The sequence below is a fragment of the Nocardia transvalensis genome (assembly GCF_015477765.1).
GTDB lineage: Bacteria > Actinomycetota > Actinomycetes > Mycobacteriales > Mycobacteriaceae > Nocardia > Nocardia transvalensis_A.
Genome location: NZ_JADLQQ010000007.1, coordinates 483,759 through 505,660, shown reverse-complemented (window position 1 = coordinate 505,660; position 21,902 = coordinate 483,759). Strand labels below are relative to the sequence as shown.

At 69.5% G+C, this 21,902-nt stretch carries 24 protein-coding genes and 1 riboswitch; of the genes, 13 read left to right on the top strand and 11 right to left on the bottom strand.

Annotated features, from left to right (window positions below; translation table 11 throughout):
* Nucleotides 1-35: 35 nt before the first annotated feature.
* Nucleotides 36-545, bottom strand: a complete 510-nt coding sequence (locus tag IU452_RS23155; protein ID WP_195111201.1) for an HXXEE domain-containing protein — start codon at nt 543-545, stop codon at nt 36-38.
* Between the two features lie 257 nt (nt 546-802).
* Between IU452_RS23155 and IU452_RS23150 the strand changes: the two genes are divergently transcribed.
* Nucleotides 803-1,732 (top strand): S1C family serine protease, encoded by a 930-nt coding sequence (locus IU452_RS23150; RefSeq protein ID WP_228818629.1) that lies wholly within the window; start codon nt 803-805, stop codon nt 1,730-1,732.
* Between the two features lie 63 nt (nt 1,733-1,795).
* Nucleotides 1,796-2,743 (top strand): phosphotransferase, encoded by a 948-nt coding sequence (locus IU452_RS23145; RefSeq protein WP_195111199.1) that lies wholly within the window; start codon nt 1,796-1,798, stop codon nt 2,741-2,743.
* Here IU452_RS23145 and IU452_RS23140 read toward each other — a convergent pair whose 3' ends face one another.
* Nucleotides 2,744-3,007, bottom strand: coding sequence for a helix-turn-helix transcriptional regulator (locus IU452_RS23140; RefSeq protein WP_195111198.1), 264 nt, complete (start codon nt 3,005-3,007; stop codon nt 2,744-2,746).
* 76 nt (nt 3,008-3,083) lie between these two features.
* On the opposite strand from IU452_RS23140, the gene map reads away from it, so the two are divergent.
* Nucleotides 3,084-3,848 carry a type I methionyl aminopeptidase gene (map, locus tag IU452_RS23135; protein ID WP_195111197.1) on the top strand — a complete coding sequence of 255 codons (765 nt, stop codon included), beginning with the start codon at nt 3,084-3,086 and terminating at the stop codon, nt 3,846-3,848.
* 6 nt (nt 3,849-3,854) lie between these two features.
* Here the strand turns inward: map and IU452_RS23130 are convergent, their stop codons facing one another.
* Nucleotides 3,855-4,577: a glyoxalase gene (locus IU452_RS23130; RefSeq protein ID WP_195111196.1), complete on the bottom strand. Its 723-nt coding sequence runs from the start codon at nt 4,575-4,577 to the stop codon at nt 3,855-3,857.
* 111 nt (nt 4,578-4,688) lie between these two features.
* On the opposite strand from IU452_RS23130, the gene IU452_RS23125 reads away from it, so the two are divergent.
* Nucleotides 4,689-5,258, top strand: a complete 570-nt coding sequence (locus IU452_RS23125; protein ID WP_195111195.1) for a PadR family transcriptional regulator — start codon at nt 4,689-4,691, stop codon at nt 5,256-5,258.
* A gap of 9 nt (nt 5,259-5,267) precedes the next feature.
* Nucleotides 5,268-5,651, top strand: a complete 384-nt coding sequence (locus IU452_RS23120) for a PPOX class F420-dependent oxidoreductase (protein ID WP_195111194.1) — start codon at nt 5,268-5,270, stop codon at nt 5,649-5,651.
* A gap of 15 nt (nt 5,652-5,666) precedes the next feature.
* Here IU452_RS23120 and IU452_RS23115 read toward each other — a convergent pair whose 3' ends face one another.
* From IU452_RS23115 to cobN, 3 genes are all read right to left on the bottom strand, one after another.
* Nucleotides 5,667-6,047, bottom strand: coding sequence for a PPOX class F420-dependent oxidoreductase (locus IU452_RS23115; RefSeq protein WP_195111193.1), 381 nt, complete (start codon nt 6,045-6,047; stop codon nt 5,667-5,669).
* Nucleotides 6,048-6,146: 99 nt separating this feature from the next.
* Nucleotides 6,147-6,677, bottom strand: coding sequence for a hypothetical protein (locus IU452_RS23110; protein ID WP_195111192.1), 531 nt, complete (start codon nt 6,675-6,677; stop codon nt 6,147-6,149).
* Nucleotides 6,678-6,931: 254 nt separating this feature from the next.
* A complete protein-coding gene (gene cobN, locus IU452_RS23105) occupies nt 6,932-10,534 on the bottom strand; it encodes a cobaltochelatase subunit CobN (protein WP_195111191.1) in 3,603 nt (1,200 codons plus the stop codon).
* 32 nt (nt 10,535-10,566) lie between these two features.
* Nucleotides 10,567-10,689, bottom strand: a riboswitch (cobalamin riboswitch).
* Nucleotides 10,690-10,929: 240 nt separating this feature from the next.
* Here cobN and IU452_RS23100 point away from each other — a divergent pair.
* The 3 genes from IU452_RS23100 (at nt 10,930) to cobG (ending at nt 12,825) form a co-directional block, all read left to right on the top strand.
* Nucleotides 10,930-11,172 carry a hypothetical protein gene (locus IU452_RS23100; protein WP_195111190.1) on the top strand — a complete coding sequence of 81 codons (243 nt, stop codon included), beginning with the start codon at nt 10,930-10,932 and terminating at the stop codon, nt 11,170-11,172.
* A 4-nt stretch (nt 11,173-11,176) separates the two neighbouring features.
* Nucleotides 11,177-11,497: a hypothetical protein gene (locus IU452_RS23095; RefSeq protein WP_195111189.1), complete on the top strand. Its 321-nt coding sequence runs from the start codon at nt 11,177-11,179 to the stop codon at nt 11,495-11,497.
* 134 nt (nt 11,498-11,631) lie between these two features.
* Nucleotides 11,632-12,825 (top strand): precorrin-3B synthase, encoded by a 1,194-nt coding sequence (gene cobG, locus IU452_RS23090; protein WP_195111188.1) that lies wholly within the window; start codon nt 11,632-11,634, stop codon nt 12,823-12,825.
* Nucleotides 12,826-12,932: 107 nt separating this feature from the next.
* On the opposite strand, the gene ddaH is transcribed toward cobG, so the two are convergent.
* On the bottom strand, nt 12,933-13,805 hold the full coding sequence (gene ddaH / locus IU452_RS23085) for a dimethylargininase (RefSeq protein ID WP_416382351.1): 873 nt from the start codon (nt 13,803-13,805) through the stop codon (nt 12,933-12,935).
* Between the two features lie 157 nt (nt 13,806-13,962).
* Between ddaH and IU452_RS23080 the strand changes: the two genes are divergently transcribed.
* From IU452_RS23080 to IU452_RS23065, 4 genes are all read left to right on the top strand, one after another.
* Complete coding sequence (locus tag IU452_RS23080; protein ID WP_195111187.1) at nt 13,963-14,400, top strand: Lrp/AsnC family transcriptional regulator; 438 nt, start codon at nt 13,963-13,965, stop codon at nt 14,398-14,400.
* A 67-nt stretch (nt 14,401-14,467) separates the two neighbouring features.
* Nucleotides 14,468-15,103 (top strand): precorrin-8X methylmutase, encoded by a 636-nt coding sequence (locus tag IU452_RS23075; protein ID WP_195111186.1) that lies wholly within the window; start codon nt 14,468-14,470, stop codon nt 15,101-15,103.
* Nucleotides 15,100-16,899, top strand: a complete 1,800-nt coding sequence (locus IU452_RS23070) for a precorrin-2 C(20)-methyltransferase (protein WP_195111185.1) — start codon at nt 15,100-15,102, stop codon at nt 16,897-16,899. The genes IU452_RS23075 and IU452_RS23070 overlap by 4 nt, the downstream gene beginning before the upstream one ends.
* A gap of 38 nt (nt 16,900-16,937) precedes the next feature.
* On the top strand, nt 16,938-17,483 hold the full coding sequence (locus tag IU452_RS23065) for a PadR family transcriptional regulator (protein ID WP_195111184.1): 546 nt from the start codon (nt 16,938-16,940) through the stop codon (nt 17,481-17,483).
* Here IU452_RS23065 and IU452_RS23060 read toward each other — a convergent pair.
* From IU452_RS23060 to IU452_RS23045, 4 genes are all read right to left on the bottom strand, one after another.
* Nucleotides 17,467-18,225, bottom strand: a complete 759-nt coding sequence (locus tag IU452_RS23060) for a cobalt-precorrin-6A reductase (protein WP_195111317.1) — start codon at nt 18,223-18,225, stop codon at nt 17,467-17,469. The genes IU452_RS23065 and IU452_RS23060 overlap by 17 nt on opposite strands.
* Nucleotides 18,222-18,836, bottom strand: a complete 615-nt coding sequence (locus IU452_RS23055; protein WP_195111183.1) for a DUF456 domain-containing protein — start codon at nt 18,834-18,836, stop codon at nt 18,222-18,224. Before IU452_RS23055 ends, IU452_RS23060 begins: the two co-directional genes overlap by 4 nt.
* Before the next feature lie 73 nt (nt 18,837-18,909).
* Nucleotides 18,910-20,217 (bottom strand): precorrin-6y C5,15-methyltransferase (decarboxylating) subunit CbiE, encoded by a 1,308-nt coding sequence (cbiE, locus tag IU452_RS23050; RefSeq protein ID WP_228818533.1) that lies wholly within the window; start codon nt 20,215-20,217, stop codon nt 18,910-18,912.
* Between the two features lie 474 nt (nt 20,218-20,691).
* Complete coding sequence (locus IU452_RS23045) at nt 20,692-21,447, bottom strand: SDR family NAD(P)-dependent oxidoreductase (protein WP_195111182.1); 756 nt, start codon at nt 21,445-21,447, stop codon at nt 20,692-20,694.
* 44 nt (nt 21,448-21,491) lie between these two features.
* Here IU452_RS23045 and IU452_RS23040 point away from each other — a divergent pair, with 44 nt between their 5' ends.
* Nucleotides 21,492-21,899 (top strand): PPOX class F420-dependent oxidoreductase, encoded by a 408-nt coding sequence (locus IU452_RS23040; RefSeq protein WP_195111181.1) that lies wholly within the window; start codon nt 21,492-21,494, stop codon nt 21,897-21,899.
* Nucleotides 21,900-21,902: the final 3 nt, after the last annotated feature.

The following is a 21,902-nucleotide window of genomic DNA, read 5'->3' as shown; positions in this document are numbered from 1 at the left end:
CGAGATCGCTGGTCCCACACGGTGTTTCGGGAGGTTCAGCCGAGGAACAGCACGCCGATGGCCGCGGCGGCGACCGCGGTACCGATCGCCAGGGCGGTGATTACCTGGGGGCCGGTGAGAATGCGCTCGCGCCGGACCCAGGTGAAGACCGCGAGGGTGACCGGCAGCGCCACCGTGGCGGCGGTGACCATGCCCGGCGAGTAATCGCCGAACCAGGCCGCGCTACCGAGGTGGAACACCGCGTTGACCGCGAACTGCCATTGGAACGCGACGGCCATGATCACCCACCCGGTCCGGGCGTCCGGCCGCAGCGCCCGCCACGAGCAGAGCAGTACGAGCAGGATCAGCGGAATATGGCTGACCGCAAACTTTTCGGTGGTCAACGGCGCGAAGTGCGCGCTCACCCAGGACGCGAAACCCGGCATCTCCTCGAGGGTGTGCACGACGAACACGACGAACGGAGCCACCAGCATCAGCGGGCGCACCACCCTCGCATCGAATGCCGCACCGGACGGCGGCCGCGCGGTGGCAGATGAGACGACCATCGGAGATCCCTCCTAGAGTTAATACATGCGAATGTGACTATATATCTCAGCGGCGCGCGGTCAACCCTCTCCACTCCACGGGCACGGTTGCGCTGGGGGCGAACACGGTGGCGGGCGGCCGATTTCGGAGCATGCTGGAGGAGCAACGCTGTAATCGTGTAATCAGGGTGGTGGTCGTCGTGGACGACGAGACGATCGCATGGACCGCGAACGAGCCGGACGGACCGGATGAGGCGGCGGCCCGCGGGCCCGAACTGCTGGGCGGCACCCCGGACGCGGCAGCGCTGGACGCGTATTCGCGGACGGTGATCGCGGTGGCACGGGCGGTCACTCCGCATGTGGCCAGCGTGCAGACGCGCCGGGGCGGCGGCTCGGCGGTGGTGTTCACCGACGACGGATTCCTGCTCACCAATGCGCACGTGGTGGGCTCGGCGACCACCGGAACGATCGTCTTCGCCGAGGGAACCGAGTCGCGCTTCGACGTGATCGGCATCGACCGCCTTTCGGATCTCGCGGTCCTGCGGGCCCGCACGGGCGCCCCGCGGGCCGTGACGCTCGGCGATGCCGACGGTTTGGTGGTGGGTCAGTTGGTGGTAGCGGTCGGCAGCCCCCTGGGCCTGGCCGGTTCGGTGACCGCGGGCGTGGTCAGCGCACTGGGCCGTGCGGTGCCGGTCGGAGGCCGCCGCACGGTCCGGGTGATCGAGGACGTCATCCAGACCGACGCCGCCCTCAACCCGGGCAATTCCGGTGGTGCGCTGGCGGATTCGGCCGGTCGCGTGGTCGGGGTGAATACGGCGGTCGCCGGAATCGGCCTGGGCCTGGCGATTCCGATCAACACCACAACCCGCCGCATCGTCACCACCCTGCTCGCCGAGGGACGCGTCCGGCGCGCCTACCTGGGCGTGGTGGGCGTCCCCGCTCCCCTGCCCGCCGCCGTCGCCACCCGCACCGGCCAATCGGCCGCCCTGCGCATCATGGAGGTCGTGCGCGACGGGCCCGCCGAGCGCGCGGGTCTACGCCGCGGCGATCTGGTACTCAGCGTCGACCGCACGAAAATTCGCGACGCCCAAGGCATTCAGCGCCACCTCTTCGCCGAGGCCATCGGCCGTCCCCTCCCCGTCACCGTCCTCCGCAACGGCGCCATGGTCGACGTCATCGCCGTCCCCACGGAACTACCCCCCGACTGACGACAGCACCCGTCGCCCGACCCGGAACCCGGACACGTCGGGGCGGTGCGGGAGACTGGCCGCATGCGGGCGGCGGAGACGAAGCGCATCGGCGACCTTCTGGGCGATACCGTGCTGGATTCGCGGGCACTGGCCGGTGGTCACTCGCACGAGACCTGGCTGCTCGTGCTCTCGCAGAGGTCCGTCGTGGTCCGCTTGGGCGATGCCGATCATGCGACCGAGGCGGCGGTCATGGCCGCGGCGGAAAAGCATGTGCCCGTTCCGGCGGTGATCACCGTCCTGCCCGCGATTCCGGCGGACGAGCAGCTTCGGTCGGCCATGGTGCTCGACCATGTCGCGGGCACCCCGCTCAGCCACGTCCTGTCCGACGATTCGCTGAGTAGCACGGATTTTCACCGGCTCGGCTGCGAAGTCGGCAGGGTGGCGGCAACGGTCGGCTCGGTGCGGTTCGATCGCCCGGGCTTCTTCGCCGGCAGCGATCTCGCCGTCTCGCCGATGCCGCCGTGGTCGGAGCAACTCCCCGCGTTCGCCGACCAGTGCATGGCCGCCACACCGGAGACACGTCTGGACCTCCCGACGCGCACGGCGTGGGCCGATCTGTGCACGGCTCACTCCCCGGCCTTGACCGCGGTCGACCATCACGCCCGCCTGGTGCATTCGGACCTGAACCCGAAGAATCTGCTGGTCACCCGCGCATCGCAGCACTGGCAGGTCGCCGCCGTCCTCGATTGGGAATTCAGCTATTCCGGATGCCCCTACGCCGATGCCGCCAACATGGCGCGCTTCGGCCGCGACTATCCCGAACCGTTCCTGGACGGCTTCACCGACGCCTTCGCCGACCACCTGCCCGACGACCTCGCGGCGTCGGCCGACTTCGCCTACCTGGGCCGAGTCCTCGACATGTTCGCGATGAGCGACCTCGTCACCCGTCCGCCCGGCCATCCGGTCGCCGACCGAGCCGCCCTGCAGATCCGGCAGTGGCTCGCCACCGGCGTCCCCACGTCGCTCTGATCAGGCCGACTCGGCAAACGCCGCCGACTGCCACACCTCGGCCAGATCCTCCAGTGGCACGCCCAAGGCGCGACTGAGGCCGACGACGGTTCCGAACGCCGGGCTGGGCAGGCGACCGGCCTCGATCTTGCGCAGCGTCTCCGGGGAGATCCCGGCCGCGCGCGCGATCTCGCCGAGGTCGCGGCCCGCGCGCGTGGCCCGCAGATAGGCGCCGAGGCGGCGCCCGGCCTCGACCTGGGCGGGAGTGAGCGGCAATCGGACCATGCGGCCAGACTACGGGTTGGTATTCAAATACCGCAACCGCTATGGTCGGTATTTAAATACCGATACGGAGGTGCACATGGTCGAGTTGAAAACGACCCAGGAGATCGAGCGCATGCGGGTGACCGGGCAGTTCGTCGCCGAGGTCCTGGGCGAGCTGCGCGAGCGCGCGCAGGTGGGGGTGAATCTGCTGGAGCTGGAACGGCATGTGCGCCAGCGCATTCGGGAGCGCGGTGCCACCTCTTGCTATTGGGACTATGCCCCCTCCTTCGGCCGCGGGCCGTTCCGCAACACCGTCTGCCTGTCGGTGAACGACGCCGTGCTGCACGGACTTCCGTTCGACTACACGCTGCGCGACGGCGACGTGCTGAGCATGGATCTGGCCGTCGGCATCGACGGCTGGGTGGCCGATTCGGCGGTCACGGTGATCGTCGGCACGGGCAGCGAGGAGGACCGGCAGCTGGTCCGCGCGACCGAGGAGGCGCTCGCGGCCGCCATCGCGGTCGCCCTGCCCGGCAACCGGATCGGCGACATCTCCGCCGCGATCGCGGCCGTCGCCGAGAAGTACGGCTACCCGGTGAACACCGAATTCGGCGGCCATGGCCTGGGCCGCACCATGCACGAGGATCCCCACGTGCCCAACGACGGCCCGGCCGGGCGCGGCTATCGACTGCGGCCCGGCCTGACCATCGCCCTCGAGCCATGGTTCGCCCGCACCACCGACCGCATCGTGACCGATCCCGACGGCTGGACCATCCGCTCGGCCGACGGTTCGCGCACCGCCCATTCCGAGCACACGGTGGCCATCACCGCCGACGGGCCGCAGGTGCTGACGGCTCGCTGAGCTGGCTCACTCCCCGCCGGTGAGCCATTCCGTCAGATCGTCCGCGGCCCGAAGCTCTTTCGCCATGATCGCCCGATCCTCCGCGGACAAGCCGAGATCGGCGATATCGCGCCGCAGCGCCGCGGCACGGTCGGAATCGCCTTCAGCGATACAGATTTCGACCAGCATCGCCAGGGCCCGCCCGCGGTCCACCGGCGACGACATCGCCCCGAACCGGCCCAGGCCCGCCTCGAGCGCCCGCGCGGCCGCCTTGTCGTCGTTGCGGAAATCACGCAGATTGCGGGCGTTGTCGATCACCTTCGCCAAGCCCTCCAACGCCTTCGAGCCGAAGTATTCGATCTCCGGCTCGTCGTGACGGATGTAGATGATCGAGTTTCCGGCCGGGTCGACGACGGTGAACCGGGACTGTCCCGGCCGGAATCGCGTGATCCGCGGCGCTCCCTTGGCGGGCACGCGACCGTACTTGCCGCGCAGCGCGGCGGTGAAGTCCTTGTGCAGGTCCTCGACCTCGTCCACGTACACCAGACATCCCACGTGCGCCCGCTCCGCATCGATGCCGAGCCCCTTGGGTGTCGGGCCGAAATGCACTTCGTAACCCTCACGAGTCACGGTCGCATAGGTGTACGGCCGGAACTGTTCGCTGGTCACCTCGTAGCCGAGCGTGCGATAGAACTCGAGTGTCGCGGCCAGATCGCCGCTCCAGAGCACGGGAATCGAGGTGGCACCCACCCATCCCCTCCTTCGCCATCAGGTAATCAAATTTGACTAGCCAATGGTAGGCCCTCGACGCAGGGGAAGTCAAACTTGATTAGTATGCAGAGACCCTCGGAAAGGAGTCCCGTGTCCGCCGTCCGTCTGCTCGTCCTGGGCGTGATCCGGCTGCATCAGCCCACCTACGGGTATGCGGTCCGGCAGGAACTGCTGTCCTGGCGCGCCGAAACCTGGACCAACGTCAAGCCCGGTTCGATCTATCACGCGCTCAAACAGCTGACCCAGGAGGACAAGCTGCGCGCGGTGCGCACCGAGGACAGCAGCCAGGGCCCGGGCCGCACCCTGTTCGAGCTGACCCCGGCCGGGGAGGCGGAATTCTTCGAACGGCTCGAATCCGCGCTCGGCAGCGTCGATATGGAGGAGTTGGGGGCGGGTATCGCCTTCATGGACGCGCTGCCGCGGGAGCGCGTCGTCGAGTTGCTCACCGCACAGCGCGAGCGCGCCGCCGAGATCCGCGACGGTCTGCTGGCGATGATCCCCGAATTCCCGAACCGCTACGACGCGCCGTACTCCCCCGATCTGCTGGAGCTCTGGAGCGGTGTGTTCGCCAATTTCACCCAGTGGACCGGCCGGTTGTTGGCCCGTCTCGAGTCCGGCGAGTACCGGATGGCCGATGATCGAACGGACCGGCCGGGTTAGGCTGCCCTCGTGGACAACCCCTTCGGCGCCGTCGGCACCGCGAATTATGTTCTGCTGACCAGCTTCCGCAAGAACGGCAGCCCGGTGAGCACCCCGGTCTGGGCGGTGCTCGACGACGGGCGGCTCTACGTGTGGACGGTCTCCGACAGCTGGAAGGTCAAGCGGATTCGCCGCAATCCGGCGGTGACGCTGCAACCCTGCTCGGTCACGGGCACGCCCCGCGGCGCGGTGATCGACGGCACCGCCCGCATTCTCGACGACCCCGGCAGCGACCGGGTCCGTGCCCTGATCAAGCGCAAATACGGGCCGATGGGCTGGGTGACTGTCGCCGGAAGCACCCTCCGGCGCGGGAAACGCGGCACCCTCGGCATCGAAATCACCACTGGCGCCTGAGGGTTCGAACTCGGGTCACTCCCGGCGGTCGATCGCCAGCCCCACCGAGCGATTCTTGCCGAGGATCAGCTTGTGCCCCTGAATGGCCAGCCTGCCCAGCAGCCCGTACTTGCGCCCGACCAGCCCGCGGACCCGCTCGGTGCCCGCGGCATCGAGCACTTCGGCGGTGCCGGTCACCACCTCGCCACCTTTCGGACGGCCCCGGTTGTCGCACATCTGCAGCGTCACCGCGGCATTGCGGCGAATCCGCTTGACCTTCCACGACCTCGGGCTCGTCCACACCACGATGCGGTCGCCGTCGGGAGCCACCCACACCGGCGCGCCGACCGGAGTTCCGTCCTTCTTGTAGGTCGTCAACAGTGCATATTTGCTCTGCGCCACGTCGTTCCACGTCATAGCAGCAACGGTAGCCAGTGGCATCCCAACTCACGCCGGACATGAGTGAACCGCCGGCGCCGTGGCGCCGACGGTCCAGTTCTGCTGCCGCAACCGCGATCAGGGCTGGTTCGCGCCGACGATACCGCCGATGATGCCACCGATGATGCAGCCCGGAATCAGACCCACGATGAGGAAGATCAGGCCGATCAACACGCCGATCGCACAGCCGATCAGAACGCCGGCGACGGTCGTTCCGGCATCGCCGATGAACTGCGGCGCACCGGGTTCGGGCACCGCCGCGCTGACGGGCGTCAGCGTCAACGTGGTCGCGCTGGCGTCGACCTGCGGCGCCACGGTCACCTGCTGGCCGGTGGCGGTCTGCAGCGATGTCGGCACCGCGGCGACGACCGAGCCGTTGGGCGCCTGCACCGAGATACCCGCCGGTGTTACGACGAATTTGCCGGAGGCCAGGGTGACGGTGGCACTGGACCGGTCGGGCGCCACGGCGGCGGTATAGGCAACGCCCTGATCGACGCTGCTCACCACCGGCACCGCCGCAACGGCCGCCTCACCGTGAGCGGTGGCGGCGGCGATGCCCAGCGCGGCAGTCGAGACTGCCGCTGCGGCGGCTACTTTGGCGATTCTCATTATTTGTCACCTGCAATCGAAGAGAGCAATCCACCCCGCGACTCGGGCGTTGAACACGCGATCGGCTGATCACGGCGACTCGGGCTCGATCGCGGAGACGAATCGGGAAACGGAATCCACTTGTCTTGCCCCCGAAGGGCTTCCTGCATTCCGGCGATCGTCCCCGAATCGGTCACCGGACGATTCTCATGCTCCTCTTAAACTTCGATGGCCCAAAGCCCCTTGTTTCGGGGGACATACGCCGCCGCGGCCGCCTATTCCAGTTCGCCCTCGGTCTCCAGATACACCTGCCGCAGCCGCTGCAGCGTCTCGGCCTCGGGGTGCTCCCACAGCCCGCGTTCGGCGGCCTCGAGCAACCGTTCGGCGATCCCGTGCAGCGCCCACGGATTCGACTGCTCCATGAACTTGCGGTTCACCTCGTCGAAGACGTAACTCTCGGAGAGCTTTTCATACATCCAGTCGGCGACCACATTGGTCGTGGCGTCGTATCCGAACAGATAGTCCACCGTCGCCGCCATCTCGAACGCGCCCTTGTATCCGTGCCGGCGCATCGCCTCGAGCCAGCGGGGATTGACCACGCGCGCCCGGAACACGCGCGTGGTCTCCTCGGACAGGGTGCGGGTGCGCACGGCGTCGGGCCGGGTGCTGTCGCCGATATAGGCCTCCGGGTTCTTCCCGGTCAACGCGCGCACGGCCGCGACCATGCCGCCGTGGTACTGGAAGTAGTCGTCGGAGTCGGCGATGTCGTGTTCGCGGGTGTCGGTGTTCTTGGCGGCCACCGCGATTCGCCGGTAAGCGCTGCGCATATCGTCGGCGGCCGGGGCGCCGTCGAGGTCGCGGCCGTAGGCGTAGCCGCCCCAGGCGGTGTACACCTGCGCCAGATCGTCGTCGGTGCGCCAGCTCTTGGAATCGATCAGCTGCAGCAGGCCCGCGCCGTAGGTGCCCGGCTTGGACCCGAAGATGCGGGTGGTGGCCCGCCGCTCGTCGCCGTGTTCGGCCAGCGCGGCGCGGGCATGGGCGCGAACATAATTCGACTCCGCGGGCTCGTCCAGATCCGCGACCAGCCGCACCGCGTCGTCGAGCAGCGCCACCACATGCGGGAACGCGTCGCGGAAGAAGCCGGAGATGCGGACGGTGACATCGATGCGGGGGCGGCCCAATTCGCCGAGCGGGATCGGTTCGAGAGTGGTGACGCGGCGGCTGGCCTCGTCCCACACCGGCCGCACGCCCAGCAGCGCGAGCACCTCGGCGATATCGTCGCCGGAGGTGCGCATGGCCGAGGTGCCCCACACCGACAGGCCCACCGAGCGCGGGTATTCGCCGTGGTCACCGAGATAGCGCTGCAGCAGCGAATCCGCCATGGCCTGACCGGTTTCCCACGCCAGCCGCGACGGCACCGCCTTCGGGTCGACGGAGTAGAAGTTGCGGCCGGTCGGCAGCACGTTGATCAGCCCACGCAGCGGTGACCCACTGGGTCCGGCCGGGATGAAACCACCGTCGAGAGCGTGCAGGATGCGGTCGATCTCGACTCCGGTCTGCCGCAGCCGCGGCACGACCTCGGTGGCCGCGAACCGCAGCACGCGGCGCAGCGTATCGATCCGCTCGGCGGGAACGGCGATGCCGCTCGCGGCGATCGCCTCGTCCACCGCCTCGGGCGACCAGTCCGCGGCCTGCAGTGCGCCGAGCACCCGGCGGGCATCGGTCTCCACCACGTCCACCCGCTCGCGGGATTCGCCGCCGGATTCGTCCAGTCCCAACGCCTCTCGCAGGCCGGGCACCGCGACCTCACCGCCCCACAGCTGGCGGGCGCGCAGCATGGCCAGCACCAGATCCAGTTCGCCCTCCCCGGCCGGCGCCTGCCCCAGCACGTGCAGGCCGTCGCGGATCTGCACATCCTTGATCTCGCACAGCCAGCCGTCGACGTGCAACAGCATGTCGTCGAAGGAGTCCTCGTCGGGGCGTTCGGTCAGGCCCAGGTCGTGGTCCATCTTCGCCGCCCGCATCAGCGTCCAGATCTGCTGGCGGACCGCGGGCAGTTTGGCCGGGTCCAGGGCGGAGATGTTGGCGTGCTCGTCGAGCAGCTGCTCCAATCGCGCGATATCGCCGTAGGTTTCGGCGCGTGCCATCGGCGGGATCAGATGGTCGACGAGGGTGGCGTGGGCGCGGCGCTTGGCCTGGGTGCCCTCACCCGGATCGTTGACCAGGAACGGGTAGATCAGCGGCAGATCGCCCAGGGCGGCGTCGGTGGCGCAGGCCGCGGACATGCCCAGCGTCTTACCGGGCAGCCATTCCAGATTGCCGTGCTTGCCCAGATGCACCAGGGCGTCGGCGCCGAACCCCTCCGGGTCGGCGATCCATCGGTAGGCGGCCAGATAGTGGTGGCTCGGCGGCAGATCCGGATCGTGGTAGATCGCGACCGGGTTCTCGCCGAAACCGCGCGGCGGCTGCACCATCAGCACCACATTGCCGAAACGCAGGGCGGCGATGACGATTTCGCCCTCCGGGTCGGCGGAGCGGTCGACATACAGTTCGCCCGGTGGCGGCCCCCACGCCTCGATCACCGCCTCGCGCAACTGCTCGGGCAGCGTCTCGAACCAGGCCGCATACCGGCGGGCACCGATCCGAATCGGATTGCCCTCCAACTGTTCGGCGGTCAGCCAGTCCGGATCCTGCCCGCCCGCCGCGATGATCGCGTGAATGAGCGCATCGCCGTCGCGTTCCTCGAGTCCGGGCAGTTCCCCCGGCGCGCCGAGATCGTAACCGGCGGCCCGCATCTCGGTGAGCAGCCGGATGGCGCTGGCCGGAGTGTCCAGGCCGACCGCGTTGCCGATGCGCGCGTGCTTGGTCGGATACGCCGACAGCATGAGCGCGACCCGCCGCTGCGCGGCCGGGATGTGCCGCAGTCGCGCGTGCCGCACCGCGATGCCCGCTACCCGCGCCGCGCGCTCCGGATCCGGCACATAGCTCGACAGTCCGTCGGCGTCGAATTCCTTGAACGAGAACGGCACCGTGATGATGCGGCCGTCGAATTCCGGCACCGCCACCTGCGTGGCGACGTCCAACGGTGTCAGCCCGTCGTCGTTGTCCTCCCACTGGGCGCGGCCACTGGTCAGGCACAGCCCCTGCAGGATCGGCACATCCAGTTCCGCGAGCGCGCCGATATCCCAGGCGTCGTCGTCACCGCCCGCCGAGGCCGTCGCGGGCTTGCTGCCGCCCGCCGCGAGCACGGTCACCACCAGGGCATCGGCACCGCGCAGCGTTCGGATCAGCTCCGGCTCCGCGGTCCGCAGCGAGGCACAGTACAGCGGCAGCGGGCGGCCCCCGGCGTCTTCGATGGCCGTGCACAGTGCGTCGATATAGGCGGTGTTCCCGGCCAGGTGCTGGGCGCGGTAGTAGAGAACCGCGATGGTGGGCCCGTCGACCGGGCGGGCCGTCCGCTCCAATTCGCCCCAGTTGGGCAGTTGCATCGGCGGCTCGAAGCCGTGGCCGGTCAGCAGCACCGTGTCGGACAGGAAGTTGTGCAGCTGGCGCAGATTGTCCGGTCCGCCCGCGGCCAGATAGTTGTGCGCGTCGGCGGCCACACCGCCGGGCACCGTCGAGCATTCCATCAGCTCGGCGTCGGGTGCCATCTCACCGCCGAGCGCCACGACCGGAATACCGCTGGCGCGCAGCGCTTCCAGGCCCTCCTCCCAGGCGCGGCGACCGCCGAGGATGCGCACGATCACCAGATGGGCGCCGTCGAGCAGGGCGGGCAGATCGTCGATCAGCAGGCGGGCCGGGTTGCCGAGCCGATAGTCGGAGCCGCTGGCCCGCGCGGACAGCAGATCGGTGTCGGAGGTGGACAGCAGCAGAATCACGGTTCGGCCTTCCTCGGGTGACGCGCCCAGCACGGATGTCGCGCTCGCCGGGAGGGTCTGACTGTCACAGTGGCGCGACCGCACCGGAATTGCACCGGTTTCCTCGTTGTCGGCAAGCCCCCGGATGCTACCGCGCCCAGGTGGGCCCAACCCACAGCCGCACCCTTTGCGTACTCCCGCACCCTCTACATCGGGTGCGGAAGCACACAAAGGGTGCGGATACGTCGGTGGGCACGGGGGGTGTTTCCGCGCGACGCAGCGGGGAACCGCTCGGAGGGATCACCTGCGGTTTTCCGGTTTTCCAGGAGGCGACAGGGGCGTACGCTGTGAATATGCCGAACTCACCAGGATGGGCCAGGCGGAACCGCTTCGCTGCCTGGTCGGGAATTGTCTGCATGATGGTTGCCGTCGCGTTGCTTGCGATGGCTCTGGCGGCCGCGGCCGGGCACCACACCGGTTTCGCGCTCGTCGCCGCCGGGCTGTGTGTGGCGGTCGCGATCACGGGGCTGCTCGTCTTCCAGTCGACCGTGCGCCGCGATCATGTCGAACACCACGACACTCCACACCTGTTGTCCGACAGCTACGTTCCGGTCCCGTCGTGGAAGCGCCGCAATCGGATCGAGGAGAGAGGACGGTGACTCGATGCCCGGCACTCCGACCTGGGTGCGCCGCAACCGATTCGTCGCCTGGGCCAGCTACTTCTGCGTGCTAATCGGCTTCGCGACATTGGCCTTGGCCATCACCGCCGCGGGCAACGGGAATTACCGCTGGGCCCTGCTGGCCGGTGGGATCTGTGCCGCAACCGCCCTGGTGGGAGGCACGCTGCTGGCCACCACGGTGCACCGCGACCATGCCGAGCATCACTCTCCCCCGAACCTGCTCAACGACACCTGGGAGCGAACCCCGGCCTATGCCCGCCGCCGGGGCGCCCCACCGGAAACCCGACCACGCCGCAACGGCTGATTCTCCGATCCCCGCGCACGACCCGGCTCGCGAACTCCCGCGCTCGGCCAGGCCTCTCGACTCCCGCACCCGGCCCGGCCTGTCGACTCCCGCACCCGGCCCGGCCTGTCGACCCGCCGTAGGCTGGGTGGGTCATGACCCGATCCACACCCGACTCCTGTCCCGGCGTGCTGCGCCTGCACGAGGCCGCCGACGGACCGCTGGCCCGCATCCGGCTGCCCGGGGGCAGGCTGCGGCCCGACCAGCTGCAGACACTGGCCGAGGCCGCGCGGGACCTGGGCGAGGGCAGTATCGAACTCACTTCGCGCGGGAATGTGCAGCTGCGCCGGATCCACGACGCGGGTGCGCTGGCCGACCGGCTCGTGGCCGCCGACCTCCTGCCCAGTCCCACCCACGAGCGGGTGCGCAATATCGTCGCCTCCCCGCTGTCGGGCCGGGTGGGGGGCTGGACCGACGTGCAGCAGTTGGTCGGAGCCCTGGATAGCGGCCTGCGTGCCGCCCCCGAATTGGCCGAACTGCCCGGCCGGGTGCTGTTCACCCTCGACGACGGACGCGGCGATGTCAGCGGCCTGGGAGCCGATATCGGCCTACATGCCACCGACACCGACGAGTACGCGCTGCTACTGGGCGGCCGGGACAGCGGCATCCGCATCCCCGCCGAGGACGCCGTGCCGGTCGTGCTCGCCGCCGCCCACGCATTCCGGACCATCCGCGGCGAGCAGTGGCGCCTGCACGAGATTCCGGACGGCCCCACCCGCATCGCCGCACACCTGGGTCTCTCGCCGTCGGCCGAGCCGCTGGAATTGACTGTGCGCCAAGACATCCCGATCGGCTGGTTCGCCCAGTCCGACGACCGCGTCACCCTGGGCGCCGGAGTCGCGCTGGGCAGCCTCCCGGCCCGCACCGCCGAATTCATTGCGGCCGTGGAACGTCCGGTGATCGTGACGCCGTGGCGCGGCCTGCTCCTCACCGATCTGGACGAGTGGGCGGCCGAACAGGTGGTCCGCGTCCTGGCCCCGATGGGCCTGATCTTCGACGCCGACTCCCCGTGGCTGCAGGTCACCGCCTGCGCGGGCCGCCCCGGCTGCGCCAAATCCCACACCGATGTCCGCGCCGACGCCACCGCGGCCGTGTCCACGGGCCGCGTCCTGCCCGGACCTCCCCCACTCTCCGCCCGCGACAACCTGGACACCGATGACGTCCAGATCCCCGGCCGCCAGCACTGGTCGGGCTGCGAGCGCCGCTGCGGCCGCCCCCGCGGCGCTGTCACCGATATCGTCGCCACCCCCACCGGCTACCGCATCACCCCGCCCAGCGCACCCGACTGATCTGCAGCGCACCCGATCAACACAGATGCACCCTTTCCGCCTCTTCGCACCGTCTGCGGGGGGTGCGAAGGGACGAAAAGGGTGCGCGAGGACGTACCGTCCGGCGGTCAGGCCCGGGCGGGCGCCGCGGTGACCCGGGTCGGATGCAGTTCCAGCGTGCAGCATTTCACGCTGCCGCCCGCCTTGAGCAGTTCGGACAGGTCGATGCCGACCGGCTCGTAGCCGCGCTCACGCAGCCGGGCCGCGAGCGCGGTCGCGCGGTCGCTGAGGAAGACGTGGTACCCGTCGCAGACGCCGTTGAGGCCCAGGACCTCCGCGTCCTCGGCGGTGGCGACGATCGCGTCCGGATACAGGTTCGCCAGCAGTTCGGCACTCTCGGCACTGAATGCCGCCGGGTAGTAGGCGATCGTGTCGCCGAGCACCATGATCGCGGTATCGAGGTGGTAGAAGCGCGGATCCACCAGCTCGAGGGAGACGACCGGCATGCCGAAGAACCCCTCGACCTCCCGGTGCGCGGCCAGGGAACTGCGGAAACCCGTCCCGGCCAGGATGCGGTCGCCGACGACCGCGAAATCGCCCTCACCCTCGTTGGTCTCGCTCGCGGCGGCCACCTCGAATCCCTGGCCCGACAGCCAGCGATGATAGGCCGGACCCTCCGCGGCGCGTTCGGCATTGGCGAACCGTGCCGACAGCGCCCGGCCACCGATCACCAGACCGCCGTTGGCGGCGAACACCATATCGGGCAGGCCCGCTTCACCGTCGATCACGTCGACCCGGTGCCCGTGCCGCTCGAAGGTGGCACGCAGGGTCTCCCACTGCGCCAGCGCCCGGTCCCGATCGACCGATGTGGCGAGGTCCATCCAGGGATTGATCGCGTAGTAGACGTCGAAATGGTCGGGGCGGCACATGAGGAAACGGCGCGGCGTCGGCCGGCGGACACCGGCCGGTTCGGGGGCGTGCAGCGTGGCTACGGAGGTCAACGGGACTCCCTCGGATCGGCGCTTTCAGGACTGGATACGACGGTAAATGGCGTAGTGTTGCGTCAGAAACATCCATTCGTTGCGCAGTTGGTGCCTTCAGCGGCGATTCATTGCACCGAACAAGAGCATTCTTTGCGTCCAGGAGAGCGGGGTCACAGTGGACGACATCGACCGGCGCATCCTTGCGCATCTGCTGCGGCAGGCGCGCGCCTCGTTTCAGGAGATCGGTGCGGGCGTGGGATTGTCCGCGCCCGCGGTCAAGCGGCGCGTCGACAAGATGATCGCCGGAGGGCAGATCACCGGCTTCACCGCCCAGGTCAACCCGGCGGCGCTGGGCTGGCGGACCGAGGCCTACGTGGAGGTCTACTACCGCGACAACATCTCCCCCGCAGAACTGCGGCGCGGCCTGGAACCGATCCCCCAGGTGGTCGGCGTGTGGACGATCGCCGGTGAGGCCGACGCGCTCGTGCACGTGATGGCCACCGATATGGCCGAGATCGAGTCGACGGTGGAGCGGATCCGGGAGAACGCGCGGGTCGGGCGCACCCGCAGCAGCATCGTGATGTCGCGGCTGCTGGAGCGTCCGCGAACATGATGGCGCGCGGGCCGATTCGGCCGCCCCCTGCGCTCGGGCGTCCGGCGGCGCTTCTAGGGTGGACGCCATGTCCGACGTGCGCACCAGCTACCTCACCGACGGGGCCGAGATCTACCGGCGCTCGTTCGCGACCATCCGGGCCGAGGCCGATCTGGCCCGGTTCCCGGCCGATGTCGCGCAGGTGGTGGTGCGGATGATCCACGCGTGCGGTCAGGTCGATCTGGCCGCCGACGTCGATCACAGCGCCGAGGTGGTGGCGCGGGCCCGGGCGGCGCTACGGGGCGGAGCGCCGATCCTGTGCGATGCGACCATGGTGGCGGCCGGGGTGACCCGTCGCCGCCTTCCGGCCGACAACGAGGTGCTGTGCCTGCTCGCCGATCCGCGGGTGCCGGAGCTGGCGCGGTCCATGAACAACACCAGATCCGCTGCGGCACTGGAACTGTGGCGCGATCGGCTGGAAGGGGCGGTGGTCGCGATCGGCAATGCGCCGACCGCGCTGTTCCATCTGCTCGACATGTTCGACGCCGGCGCCCCGCGACCCGCGGCGGTGCTCGGAATTCCGGTCGGTTTCGTCGGTGCGGCGGAATCCAAACAGGCACTCGCCGAGGACGGCAGAGTCGAATTCCTGACCGTGCGGGGCCGTCGCGGCGGCAGCGCCATCACCGCGGCCGCACTGAATGCGATTGCGAGCGAACAGGAATGACCGGGAAACTGTGGGGTATCGGGCTCGGGCCCGGCGATCCGGAACTGGTGACGGTGAAGGCGGCGCGCCTGATCGGCGAGGCCGATGTGATCGCCTTCCACAGCGCCCGCCACGGGCGCAGCATCTCGCGCGGCATCGCCGCACCCTATATGCGTCCGGATCAGGTGGAAGAACATCTGATCTATCCGGTCACCACCGAGACCACCGACCATCCCGGCGGATATCAGGGCGCGATCGAGGACTTCTATGAGGAATCGGCGGCCCGGCTCGCCGCCCACCTCGAGGCCGGGCGCACGGTGGCGCTGCTGGCGGCGGGCGATCCCCTGTTCTACAGCTCCTACATGCATATGCACCGCCGCCTGGCCGATCGGTTCGACGCCGAGATCGTGCCGGGCATCACCTCGGTGAGTGCGGCCTCGGCGGCGCTGGGCACACCGCTGGTCGAGGGCGAGCAGGTGCTGACCGTACTGCCCGGCACCCTGCCCACCGACGAGTTGGCCCGCCGCCTCGCCACCACCGAGGCCGCCGCCGTCATGAAGCTCGGCCGCACCTATCCCACTGTGCGGCAAGCGCTCTCGGATTCCGGACGGCTCGACGACGCGTATTACGTCGAACGCGCCAGCACCGATCGACAACGCGTGCTGCGCGCCGCCGATGTCGATGACGCGGACGTGCCGTACTTCTCGATCGCGCTCGTGCCGGGCCCACGCCCGACCACCGAGATTCCGCTCACCCCAATCGCTTCCGCTACCTCGAGCCACTACACCTCCCCATCCACCTCGATACGGGAAGCGACCCCGGAACCGGCAACCGTCACCGAGCCCGCGCCGCGAAACCCCTGTTCCGATGTACCCTTCCCCACCTCCGGAGATACTGTGCCGCAGCGGGTTCCGCATATTGCTGCGGACACGATCGCACCGGTTCGCCGCGCCGAGCCGATCGGCAGTACCGCCGAGGCAGCCGAAGGCGCTGCACGACAGCATGTATCCTCCGTCGGCGAGGTGGTCGTAGTCGGATTGGGGCCAGGTGCGGTGGAATGGACCACCCCGGAGGTACAGCGCGTTCTCGCCGAGGCCACCGACATCGTCGGCTACACCACCTACGTGCATCGAATCCCGGTGCGGCCGGGACAACAGCGGCACGCCAGCGATAATCGCGTGGAATCCGAACGGGCCGCCATGGCCCTGGATCTGGCCAAGCGCGGCGCCCGGGTGGCGGTCGTGTCCTCCGGCGATCCGGGCGTATTCGCCATGGCAGCCGCGGTGATCGAGGAGTCCGCCGACCCGCAGTGGCGCGACGTGCCGGTGCGGGTCCTGCCCGGCGTCACCGCCGCGAGTGCGGTCGCCGCCCGGGTCGGCGCGCCGCTGGGCCACGACTTCGCCCTGATCTCACTGTCGGACCGCCTGAAGCCGTGGGAGACCGTGGCCCAGCGCATTTCGGCCGTCGCCGCCGCGGACATGGCCATCGCCGTCTACAACCCGGCCTCGTCCCAGCGCACCTGGCAGGTCGCGGCCCTGCGCGATCTAGTGCTCGAACATCGCAAACCCGATACGCCGGTGATCCTCGGGCGCGATGTCGGCGGCCCCACCGAATCCGTGCGCGTGGTCGCCCTCGCCGACCTGGACCCGGCCGAGGTCGACATGCGCACCCTGCTGATCGTCGGCGCGTCCACCACCGCCGCCTTCGAGACCCCGACCGGCACCCGGGTCTACACCTCTCGCCGCTACCGCCTCCCCCGAGCGCTCGACACGCCCGCGGGAGGCGCTCATCCGGCGCAGCCGGACATCGGCACGTAACATTCCAATGTGGAGTGTTGGCACGGGAAGGGGCGGTAGTGACCGACGGTGCGTCGAAGCGGGGGCTGAATTCCACGGCGGCATCGCTGCTGGGGTTCCTGCACGAGGGGCCGATGTCGGGGTGGGATCTGGTCAATCTCGCGCAGGAGCGGATCGGGGATTTCTGGACGATCACCCAGAGCCAGGTGTATCGGGAATTGGCGACCATGGATCGGGCCGGGTTGGTGACCAAGGGTGAGACGGGGGCACGGGAGCGGACGCCGTATCACCTCACCGAGGCCGGGCGCGAGGCGTTCGCGGAGTGGATCGCCCGCGATCCGGGCGCGGAGACCATCCGGGTTCCGCTGTTGCTGACCCTGTCGTTCGGGCGTTTCGTGGAGCCGCGGCGACTGGACCGTATCATCGCCGCCAATCGCGAGATCCACGAACAACGGCTGGCCGGCTACCTCGCCGAGGACCTCGACTCCTGCTCGGTGTACGAGCGCGCCACACTGGATTTCGGCATCCGCTACGAGCGTGCGGTGCTCGAGTGGTTCGACCGGTTGCCCGCCCTGCTGGACCGCTCGGTCACCGGTCGCGCCTGATTCCCGCCTGGAGGGCGCGTAACCAGTCCCATGCTTGCGCGGGCGATTCGACCTGACGTGCGCCCGCGGGCAGGGGCGGGCGATCGATCATCACGACCGGCCGCCCCAGGGCGCGGGCGGCGACCAGCTTCGCTGTCGTCGCCTCTCCCCCACTGTCTTTGGTGACCATTACGTCGATTTTCCGCTCGGTCAGCAGCCGCAGCTCGTCGTCCACCTCGAAAGGCCCACGGGCGAGCAGGATCTCGTGGTGAGGCGGTACCTCACCGGTCGGTGGATCGATGGCTCGGATGAGGAACCACTGACGGTCCAGGTGAGCGAAGGCGCCCACCCCCTGACGGCCGATCGTGAGGAAGACCCGATCGCCCAGTCCGGCAACGGTTTCGGCTGCGGCGCTCAGGTCCGGAACCCGCAGCCACCGGTCGCCGGGAAGCTGCTGGAAACCCGGCCGCCGGACGTGCAGCACCGGGAGATCCAGAGCGGCGGCGGCAGTGGCGGCATGCGCGGAGATGGTTCCCGCGAACGGATGGGTGGCGTCGACGAGGGCGGCGATGTCGTTGTCGGCCAGCCAATCCCGAAGCCCGTCGACCCCGCCGAACCCGCCGACGCGCACCTCCCCCACCGGGAGGACGGGCTCGCGCACGCGACCGGCGAGCGAGGACACGATCTCGAAACCTCGCTCGCCGGTGGCTTTTTCGGCCAGCTCCCGGGCCTCCCGGGTGCCGCCGAGAATCAGTACTCTCAGGGCTGCCCGCTGAAGTAGGCCTGGCCCGCGGCCAGCAGCGACGGGCCACCGGCAACCAGCAGGCCGATGACCGCGCCCAGCAGCGCGCCGGGGATCGCGCCGATACCGATGAAGAAGAAGCCGATCAGGCCGCCGATGACGGCACCGACCGCGGCGCCCAGCGAAGCGCGCTGCAGCTCGTCGAAGAACCACTGCTGCGCCGAGATGTCCTTCACCGACGCCACCGCCTCACCCTTGGGGGTGAGGGTCAGCCGGCTGCCGTCCGCGTCGACCGCGGCGGCGATCTCGGCTGTCTTACCGGCGTTCTGCACCGACAGCGGGTAGCTCATCACCACCTGACCGGCGTCGTTGGTCAGGGTGACCGCGTTGGCGCCGGTGTCGAGGGCAAACTTGCCGCCGGTCACCGTGGTGACGATCGACTTGCCCGCGTCGGCGAGCTGCGTGGTGTAACCGACACCCTGGTCCTCACCGTGCACCGCGGGTGCGGCCTGGGCCTGCACCTGCTCGGTACCCGGCTCGGCTGCGCCGGGGGCAGCGGTGGCGGTCGCGGCGGTGATGCCGGTCGCGGCGGTGGCGAGCAAAGCGGTCGCGGCGAACTTGCTGAATCTCATCTATCTCCCCATCGGGTCGTGCGCTCCGATCACGATCGGATTACGGACTGTGACACTACCCGGTGATCAAAATTCACTCACCATCTGCCGCAGGTTTTTTCGTTGTTTCCGAGTGGAAATACGGCGGGGTGTCGGGCGGTTTCACAACCGCCCACTGGGTGATCGGCAGATGCGGCCGCCAAGTGGTGAAGCCGCCGAGTGGTTCGCCGCGGTAGATCTGGAACTTGCGCAGTGAACCCCCGGAGGTGGCCGCCCAGGCGACCAGCAGGGCCTCCGATTCGGCAGTCACCGCATTGGCGACCAGGCGCCCGCCGGGACGCAGTCGGGCCCAACAGGTTTCGAAGACGCCCGGCTCGGTGAGCCCGCCGCCGAGGAAGATCGCATCGGGTGACGGGAGGTCGACGTCCAGGTCGGCGGGCACCTCGCCGCGGACGTCGATGCCGGGCACGCCCAATGCCGTTGCGTTGGCGGCGATCTGACCGCGGCGCGGTTCGGACCTCTCGAAGGTGACGGCGCGGCAGGACGGATGAGTGCGGCACCATTCGATGGCGATGGTGCCCGATCCCCCACCGACGTCCCACAGCAGTTCGCCCGGTGCCGGGGCCAGGGCCGCGAGGGACAGCGCGCGCACCTCGGTCTTGGTGAGCTGGCCGTCGCCGGAGTAGACCGCGTCCGGCAGGCCGGGCATACGGGTCAGCCGCGGCGCGGTCGGGTCGGCCGCACAGTCGATCGCGACGATGTTCAGCCGATCGCCGGGCGGCTCGGACCACGCGTGCGCCCGCCCGGTCACGAGCCGTTCGGCCGGTCCACCCAACTGTTCCAGGACGGTCAGAGTGGAGGCACCGAATCCGTTGTGCGACAACAGCTCGGCCAGCTGAGCGGGAGTCTTCTCGTCGGCCGACAGCACCAGCAGCCGCCGCCGGTCGGCCAGTTCCGGCAGCACGGTCGCCAGCGGTCGCCCGACCACGCTCACCACGGGCGTATCCGCCAGCCCCCACCCGAGCCGCGCACAGGCCAGTGACGCCGACGACGGCTGCGGCAGCACCCGCAGCGCCCTCGCACCGACCAGCTTCGCCAGCGTTACCCCGATCCCGTAAAACATCGGATCCCCGCTCGCCAGCACGCCGACCCGCGAACCCCGATGCGCCACAAGCAGATCCGGCAGCGCGGACACCAAAGGCGACGGCCACCCCACCCGCTTCGCCCACCCCACATCCCCCGGCACCATCCCGAGCTGCCGCTCCGACCCGAACAACACCTCCGCGTCACCAACCGCCCGCCGAGCCACCCCACCGAGCCCCTCCCACCCATCGGCCCCGATCCCGACAACCACGATCGGCACACCCACGGGCCACTCGATCCGCCCCGCCACCTCCGTCATCGCACCCCTCCCACCTGACGTCGACCCTCGTCCCGGCGCTGGCGCGCCGGGACGAGGGAATCTGTAGAGCGCAAGCGCGCGGCAAGAGAACTACCGGAACCCAAGCGCACGAGGGGGGAACCTATGGGGCACATATACGCGGGATGGGAACCGGTGTGGCACACGCACGTGGCAATAGAACCCGTGCAGGCGGCAAGGGAACCCGTGGGACTCTGGCGCGCCGGGACGAGGGAATCAGAAGTGTGCTGGCGCGGGTGAGAGTGGTGTGCCACCATCGTCATTCGGGCCTCCTGATCCACAATCTCTGTGGTTCCGGCAAGCTTTGGGCCAGAACAAATTGGGATTCCAGCCCGAGCATGACGAAATCACGGAGCGGTAGTGGTCCTCCGGTGACAGCGGCACCGCTGGGTCGAAGCGCCGACGGTGGCTTGGCAGGCGCAGCGGGCGGTTCTGCTTGCGGCACAGCGGTATTCCTCATCGGGGCAGTCGGCGCCAGATGGCTTGCGGTGCGAAGCGGGCGATCGCGTAGATCGGGCGCAGGATGGGCGGGACCCAGATGCGGGTGGAGCGGCGGTGTAGGGCGGTGACGACCGCGGTGGCGACCTGGTCCGGGGTGCGCGAGAACGGGGCCGGGGTCATGCCTTGGGTCATGCGGCCGGTGACGAAGCCGGGGCGGACCAGGAGGAGGTGTACGCCGGTGCCGTGCAGTGCGTCCGACAGGCCGCTCGCGAAACCGTCGAGACCGGCCTTCGCCGAGCCGTATACGTAGTTGGCGCGGCGCACTCGCACTCCAGCCACCGAGCTGAATACCGCGATCTGGCCGCTGCCCTGGGCGCGCAGCTGATTCGCCAGCACGGTGAGGATGCTGGCCTGGGCCACGAAATCGGTGTGCAGCACGGCTACCGCGGCGGCCGGATCGCGTTCGGCGCGGGCCTGGTCGCCGAGCACACCGAAGGCCAGCACCGCCACCCCGATCCGGCCGTGATCGGCGGCGATCTTCTCCAGCAGCGGCTGATGGCTCGCCAGATCGTCGGCGTCGAACTCCACCGCGTGCACGGCCGTGGCACCGGCGCGCTCGAGACGTTGCCGCTCCTCGGCCAGATCACCGCTGCGTCGCGCGGCCAGGATCACATCTCGCCCCGGCGCCAGCCGCTGCGCGATCTCCAACCCCATCTCACTGCGCCCGCCCAGCAGCAGGATCGCACCCTCGTCCACCTCGCGTCCTCGCATGGCCCACAGTCTGCCATTCCCGCCCGATTGCTACCGTCACTGGAATGACGAGCACCGACACCGGTATCGAACTGTCCCCCGCGGCCCTCGAGTTCGTCGCCGAGCGGCATCTGGCGACGCTGACCACGCTGCGGGCCGATGGCACACCCCATGTGGTGGCGGTGGGTTTCACCTGGGATGCCGAGGCTCGCACAGCCCGCGTGATCACCTCCGCCCACATGGTGAAGGTCCGCAATGTGCTGCGCCGCGGCTACGCCGCCATCAGTCAGGTGGACGGACGTCGCTGGCTCACCCTCGAGGGCCCGGCCGAGATCCTCACCGACGCGGCGGCGGTCGCCGAGGGCGAGCGCCGCTACGCCCAGCGTTACCGCATGCCCCGCGAGAATCCCAACCGGGTCGTCATCGCCGTCCGGCCCACCCGGCTGCTCTCCAGCAGCACCCTGCGCGACTGAGCC